Annotated in this window: 10 protein-coding genes; 9 read left to right on the top strand and 1 reads right to left on the bottom strand. The window is 38.9% G+C overall.

What is annotated here, in order from left to right; translation table 11 throughout:
* Positions 1–206 precede the first annotated feature (206 nt).
* From V7L20_RS05000 to V7L20_RS05040, 9 genes are all read left to right on the top strand, one after another.
* Positions 207–563: a hypothetical protein gene (locus V7L20_RS05000; protein ID WP_334743005.1), complete on the top strand. Its 357-nt coding sequence runs from the start codon at positions 207–209 to the stop codon at positions 561–563.
* Entirely contained in the window at positions 563–1,003 is a 441-nt protein-coding gene (locus tag V7L20_RS05005; protein WP_334743006.1) for a hypothetical protein, read from the top strand. Before V7L20_RS05000 ends, V7L20_RS05005 begins: the two co-directional genes overlap by 1 nt.
* 29 nt (positions 1,004–1,032) lie before the next feature.
* On the top strand, positions 1,033–3,756 hold the full coding sequence (locus tag V7L20_RS05010; protein WP_334743007.1) for a hypothetical protein: 2,724 nt from the start codon (positions 1,033–1,035) through the stop codon (positions 3,754–3,756).
* A 5-nt stretch (positions 3,757–3,761) separates the two neighbouring features.
* On the top strand, positions 3,762–4,736 hold the full coding sequence (locus V7L20_RS05015) for a hypothetical protein (protein WP_334743008.1): 975 nt from the start codon (positions 3,762–3,764) through the stop codon (positions 4,734–4,736).
* Positions 4,737–4,850: 114 nt separating this feature from the next.
* The gene (locus V7L20_RS05020; RefSeq protein ID WP_334743009.1) at positions 4,851–5,444 is read left to right on the top strand and encodes a hypothetical protein; all 594 of its coding nucleotides are present in this window, start codon (positions 4,851–4,853) and stop codon (positions 5,442–5,444) included.
* 3 nt (positions 5,445–5,447) lie between these two features.
* The gene (locus V7L20_RS05025) at positions 5,448–5,699 is read left to right on the top strand and encodes a hypothetical protein (RefSeq protein WP_334743010.1); all 252 of its coding nucleotides are present in this window, start codon (positions 5,448–5,450) and stop codon (positions 5,697–5,699) included.
* The gene (locus V7L20_RS05030; RefSeq protein WP_334743011.1) at positions 5,696–6,103 is read left to right on the top strand and encodes a hypothetical protein; all 408 of its coding nucleotides are present in this window, start codon (positions 5,696–5,698) and stop codon (positions 6,101–6,103) included. The genes V7L20_RS05025 and V7L20_RS05030 overlap by 4 nt, the downstream gene beginning before the upstream one ends.
* Positions 6,100–6,417 (top strand): hypothetical protein, encoded by a 318-nt coding sequence (locus V7L20_RS05035; RefSeq protein WP_334743012.1) that lies wholly within the window; start codon positions 6,100–6,102, stop codon positions 6,415–6,417. The genes V7L20_RS05030 and V7L20_RS05035 overlap by 4 nt, the downstream gene beginning before the upstream one ends.
* On the top strand, positions 6,417–6,728 hold the full coding sequence (locus V7L20_RS05040) for a hypothetical protein (RefSeq protein WP_334743013.1): 312 nt from the start codon (positions 6,417–6,419) through the stop codon (positions 6,726–6,728). The genes V7L20_RS05035 and V7L20_RS05040 overlap by 1 nt, the downstream gene beginning before the upstream one ends.
* Before the next feature lie 104 nt (positions 6,729–6,832).
* Here V7L20_RS05040 and V7L20_RS05045 read toward each other — a convergent pair.
* Positions 6,833–7,036: hypothetical protein (locus V7L20_RS05045; RefSeq protein WP_334743014.1), on the bottom strand; the 204-nt coding region annotated here is incomplete at its 5' end.

Genomic DNA, 7,036 nt, shown 5'->3' on the forward strand with positions numbered 1-7,036 from the left:
TTGTGTGTTCTGCTTTTACCTGAATCAGAGGTAAAAGCGGAATTTTCTCAATATTCACTATCAGTAAATATTCGCTCAATCCTATTCCCAGTCAAAGATACACGGCATCAGGGGATGTACCACTTCTACATAAAAGTGGTATATTTACGATTTTTTGGTTAAGTCATACAACAGATTTATTCACTTCATCAAAATCCGCTTTGTTTATGGCAGAACCAACCTTAAATCAAGTTTTTGGAACAGGAGCAACCCGTTTAGCAAGTGGAGCCTCCACGCCAAGTTCTGGAATCTTTATCCCTGATTCTGCTTTGATTTCAGCAGGCTTAACAACTCCTACCACGGCAACTGCTGAAGGGCACTTAGTGGCAATTGTAAAAAATGCTGAATCCTATTTGACTCAAGCGAACTTTGACGCAAATATTGACCAGTCTTTGATTGTTGTAGATGGTTACTCCTCCTTTACTACTAGAGGAACCAATAACACTGCTTACCGACAAGACCAAAAAACAATCTCTTTAGCAAAAATTGATGTTGGCTCCACCATTGACCCGGATGATTATTAATGGCCAAGCAATGTTATCTTTTGCTTTTCACTAATTGCGTTGATGTTAAAGGTCATGGTTATTATTGTGTTGAAAGTGTTGGCACAGTACCTGGCTCATGCGGCGTAGTGCAGGTAATCAACGGTGTTAATACAGGTGTTGGCGCAAAAGAATTAAATTTTATCCCAGTTGCTCAAGTTGGAGCCTACCCAATTCCACCAGAATATTCTACAAGGTACGACAGTGGCTATTATGGCGCTTGTTGTGATCCAAAGCAATACGATTGTATCAATGGAGCTTGTCTTACAAGTGATAAGTACAGTACCCCAGGTTTATATCCCTCATTAAGTGATTGCGAAATAGCTTGTGGTACGGGCTGTAGTGGTAAGTGTATTAGTAACAGTGATTGGGCGCAAATTGAAGGTTTATCTGGGCAATTAAAGAATAGGAATTGTAGCTAATTATGAGTACCTCCAGCGTAATTGGGAGTATGCAATCAGCACTAAATTGTGCTGGAAAGTGCGATTGCTGTGATAAATTACAATCCCAAATTAATGCTATTAATGCAAAAATATCTAAATTAAAAAATGTTGATGAAAATGCATTGCGTACATCAATCAAAGCATCGTTGCAACCCGATATTTCTACGGCTGTAGCGGCAGGAGTAGCAGTAATAAGTAATAAGTTGCAACCACAAATTGACAAAGGACTTTCAACAGCAAGAGACGCATTAAATAAAGCTTTCAACGCTGAATCTGCTGCTACAAACTCCGAAAGAAACACACTTGCTGCAAAAAGACTAGAGGAGCAAAAGATACGAGAAGGCATTGATGCAGTAAACGAAGCAAGAGAAGCAAAACGTGTTGCTAATCAAGCTAACAATACCGCCAACAAGTCAAGCTCTAAATCTGATGCTTCTTTGGCACAATCACAAAAAGCGGAAAATTTTGCAGGTACAGCCCAAAATGTGGCGGATATATCCAAGACAGAAGCTTTTAAAGCAAAAAATGAAGCTTTTACCGCTAGCAGGAAAGCCGAAAATTCAATAAATATTAGCAGACAAGCATCACTGGAATCAGGATTAGCAAAAGGTGTTGCCAATCAGGCAGATTTTAAAGCTGGAAACGCTATAAATCGCTCAATTGAAGTACAAAGAACCGCTAATACTGCATTATCAAAAGCCACTAACGCATCATCAGAAGCATTAGGCGCTGCATCGGATGTCAAGGGTCTTAAAGGTGTTGTAGATGGCGTTAAAGGCAAGGTTGGCCAGTTGGGCAATGCCATTGCCGGGATAGAAAGCACCGTGGGTGAAGCGATCGCTAAATCGGCAGAAGCCATAGGCATCAGCAGGGAGGCACTATCAGCTACTGCAAGGCTTGCAGGAAGGATACTTGAAATATTCAATATTATTAGTACCATTTTCACTCTCATTGAACAACTTGAAACACTGAAAATACTTGGTGACCGTATCGACGCTGTAGAGAATGCTGTGCAAGCAGTTGGCAACGACGTTTCACGTATTCTTGGTAAACTATTGGGCTTCCAAAATCGCATTGCTAATAACGAAGCCACTATTTCCCAAGTTCGAGCGATCGCTATCGATGCCAGAAATATTGGGGAAATAGCAAATTCAACAGCAGGTGCAGCACAAATAACAGCAAGCAGAGCAGAAGGGTATGCGACGACGGCACAAGCTAGAGCGCAACAAGCACAAATATCAGCCGACGGTGCTGTAAAAAACGCAAAACAAGCCAATGATAATGCTATTGCAGCTCACCAAAAAGCAGGAATTGCTCAGAATATTGCTGAGAAAGCAAGAACTATCGGAGTGCAAGCACTACAGAAAGCGGGTGAAGCTTTAGGAACCGCGCTGACTGTAATCGCACTTGTGCAAGCAGTTAAGGGATTAAAAGGCCTCAAGGGTGACCCTGGTATTCCTGGCAGGCAGGGAGAAAGGGGTTTACAAGGTATTCCTGGCAGGCAAGGTGAAAGAGGAATGCAAGGTGTTCCAGGCATCCCCGGTAAAGATGGCATAACAACTGTAATTCAAATTCCCGGCACACCAGGCAGGCAGGGAGAGCGGGGATTACCCGGTATTAGTGGATTGCCCGGTAGGAATGGCAGAAATGGACTTCCAGGAAAGGATGGAAAAGATGGAAAGGATGGTAAAGACGTGAATCCAGGAGATTTAGCCGGATTAAAAGCTTTAATTATTAGCCAGCACACGCAAACAAGAGCTAATAGTACAGTGCAACATACCACTACAAGAGCGAGGATTTTAACACCAATTATGGCGGCGCTAGCACCAATTCTTGCTTTGCTAAAACAAATTTTTGATATTGTTTCAAAATTTAGTGATGCAGCACAATTAGCGCTATTAAATATTATCAACAACAAGTTAGGTAAGCAAGTAACTGGGGGATTAAGCCAATTTATTGAAACAATTGCCAAAAATACCTACATAGAAAAAGCGCTGGCACTTTTGACATTTGCTGCTACAATTCATAATGCATTTATGCTCTCAAATGGACTGGCTCAGACATTAGGAACAATTATTGACCAAGTGCTAGGTTTTATTTTACCAAAAGGTATTGATGGTACTCCTATTAGTATTAATGAAGTATTAGGTAAAGCTGCTCATGAAATCATCGCAGATACTATAGGTGAAGCCAATTATAAACAAATATCAGAAGATTGGGCGAAACTCAATAGAATATATCAAGCTGGTATTAATGTTTTTAATCAAATTAGTAACATGGTCGGGTTAATCACAGCTGGAATGGAGGTAATAGCCGGAAATGTCGGCAAGATTGGTAACGCACTAAAAATATGGGGAGTAATTGGCGAGACAGCTTATGGGTGGATGAATCCTCAACCTAATTTAAAAGGGAAGTTCTTTAATTTCATCAACACCGCATCGGCAGAAGCAAATACTATTGCAATGATGGTTGCTATTCCAATCGGCATGACGGAAGCAGCAATTGGAGTAAATGATAGTATCAGCACCTTAAAAAAAGAACTTGACCAAGAAGATCCAAAAGATAAAAACGGTAATCCAATAACTGATAAATTAGGTAATCCTTTGAAGTGGGAGCCTGGAATTACTGTACCAGATCCAACTAAAACAGTATTAGCTCAAGAGCAAGCTAAAGCAGATAGTAAAAATATCATTGAGGCAACTTTAGAAGATATTTTTGATGGGAGTGATTAAATAACATGACTTCAAATAATGGTGTATTAATTCCGCCTAGAGATGATGAAGGTAAGCAGCTTCCCCCAACTTCAGATGTTACGATAGGGCGTACACTTACACCATCTACCCCTGCTATTACAGCAGCAACGCCACCAGACGATAAATTACCTGATAACTTCCAACCCTTCGAGCATTTACAAGAAGTGTATATTCCTCAACATAATGCACTTGTCAGGCAATATTTTTCAGATCATGCACCAGATTGGAAACCAAATATTGCAACGCCTCGTAGTAGTCTAAGAGTTGCTTGCACAATGCTTGATTCCGATAATCAATTGATAATGAATCTCAGGCATCATTTATTATTTGATTTGTTAGGATATAGCCGTAAAAATTTACTTGTCTACTATGGCTCTAGAGAAAGCATAGATCCACCAGTTGAAGGGCATCCCAAGCTGGTTTTTTATTTTTCACAAGACTCTGAGTCAGTGTCATCCACAACGCAAGATTACAAAGCTGATGCTGAATGTAGTGTTCGGTTAATGACTTTAGAAAATACCTCTATTAACTTGCATGAGAAATTAGTAGAAATAGCTAACGAAATCAAAACGCAGTTTGTTCATAACAAACAAGGAATTATTCACATTAAAGGAAACCTTTGTATTAGTTACAAAGATGTCAAGCATGGATTCCCAAATGGAACAAAGATTTTTTCTAACAACGAAACAGACGGTATAAGTATTTTTCAAAAAATTTGTAATGTAATTGATGTACCATTTGATGAATTAAAAATAAATGTTGGCAATCCCAAAAAATCTAGTACTGTAGGGGCAATTACAGAAACTCAGGTAATCATGGGTAAAACACGTAAGAAAAAAGCTTATCGCAGAGTAGTAAATGTCCGATTTCGGTATGCTTACGCACTTGTTCCTGGTGAACCAGAACCAGTGTTCTTAGTAGATACGACTTACAGATATCATCCCCTAGTCAAGATTTAATTAGAAATTTAAATTACGCTAAAACCTAAAGGACATATATTATATCTCCGAAAAACAAACCACGCTAAAACTGCTGTTATGGTTGAATCACAATAAACCTCATCAAAAAAGCAAATGGCTTATAGAGACATTAGTCGTGGTGTTCGATTAGCGGCAGATCACGCTAAATACATTGCGTGGCTTGAAAAAGATACGGCAGCAAGACAAGAAGCTTTTGCATCTGTTTCTAATCCGGCTAATAAAGTAAAAACGGATAGAGTTTCTGGTTACATTATTCCCTTTGATTCAACTGGGGCACAACTTGCTTACGTTCCAGCAAAATTAATTAAAGGGACACAAACTGGTAGAGGGAGTGCATTAGCTTTAGAAGTAGGTTCTATTGTTGCTGCTTATACCTTTGACTTAAACGACATTGCAGCCTTAACTACTCCCAACCTTTTGGATGGAGTAAAACAATTTAAATGTGCAAAACTTACTGTTATCCAACGCGTCACAACTGCAACAGAGAAAAAAGCATCTCGAATCACTGGACGACTTTATTACAGGCATGAAAATGATTCTGTCACTACTGTTTTTGGAAAAAAATTAGCAACGGATACTTACCAATCCGTAAAAGAAGCTTTAATTGCAAGCAATGCATTTAAAACGCTAATTCCCGGCACTGGCAGTGTTCCTAACCGTTACCGATTTGTCCCAGAGGCAGTATAGAAAATGTCTATCGCTTCTGACAATAATTTGCTATGGATTCCGTCCGATATTAGTGATTTACTTACTGTATCTGTTGATGGACAAGCTGATGATTCTACTGTCAAAGGAATGGAAATAATCAACAGCGCTGCTACTCAATGGGTGTCTGGAACAATCGATGATTACACCTATTTTGAATTACTAGACCATTATGGTATTGACCCTTTTGGTTTTGTTGGTGAAGTCGAAGAACACATGACTTTGTTAATGAGATGACTAGAATATTGCAGCTAGGGGTAGAGACTAATTGGAATTTGCAATACAGTGCTTCTTTCCCTGCTGTAACTTATTTAAATAATTCAGAAGGGAAGCCCATTTATGAAAAAATAACTGAAATAAATATTCCTGTGGTATTTGATAAACCCATCATTGCTGTGTCTGTTTATACTACTGTTCCTGTTGGTAAAATTTGGAAGTACGCAGGTTACTTGCGCCGCAGCTTGACAACTGGCTTAGGTGCAAGTTTTGTAGGTGAACCGAAAAATTTGTTTTTAGGTAAGTTTAATTTAATAATTTTTAATGATTTAAATATTAATTATTTCTTATCTCTTCAAGTTCCTAAATGGTTTATCAATGCCACTATTGCTATATACCAATATGAAGGAGTAGATAGTGAATGATTAACAACGTATCAGCCATTGAAAAAAGTAATAAATTTGCCACTTGCGTCAATGATGATAAAAGTTTATCAGCCAATGTTAAGACTGAGATTTTAAAGGCTAATCCTAACAGAAAGTATGCAGCATTTATAAATACTTCTAGCGTGGATATTACTCTAATATTGGGAGATACAGATCAAGGCGGGATTAACAAAGGAATTATTCTTAACCCTCGTGGGAGCTACGAAATAAATTCAAACAATCTGTATTTAGGAAAAATTGTCGCTGCTGCTTTATTTACTTGTAAACTTTCGTTTGTGGAGTGCGTTGAATAATGGGACTATATAATCCTGCATCTGTCACGGTCGCTACTCCTTCTAGTAGTACTTCAACTCCTACTACTGTTGCAGCAGCAACCACTAGCAATACAATTTTAGCTGCTAATACTAATAGAATCGGTATGACTATTTGGAATAGTAGCACGGCTAATTTGTATATCGAGTTTGGTGCAAGTGCTTCTACTTCAGCTTATCTTGCCAAAATATCTGCCGGCGGATACTATGAATTACCTTTTCGCTATACTGGCGTAATTAGTGGTATTTGGGATGCTGCTAATGGAAGTGCTTTTGTAAGAGAGCTAACTTAATGCCTTTAACTATTCCCCCTAGCACCTCTCTCTGCCAACCAAATTAATTTTAGTTCCACTAGTGGACTGACCTCAACTAATGTTAGTGCTGCAATAGATGAGGCTTACACAAAAGCCGCAAAGTCAGTCAGTGATAATACTTTATCAGGCAAGCAAAGTATTACGAATACAAATGCTACGACTTCCCCAACTACTGGCTCATTAACTAATGCCGGGGGATTTGGTAATGCTGGAGATGCACAAATTGGCGGAAATATTGTTGTAGGAACTGATAAAGGCATTACGTTCAACAGTACAGGAACAGGGAG

The organism is Nostoc sp. (assembly GCF_036916735.1).
In the GTDB taxonomy this organism is placed as follows: domain Bacteria; phylum Cyanobacteriota; class Cyanobacteriia; order Cyanobacteriales; family Nostocaceae; genus Nostoc.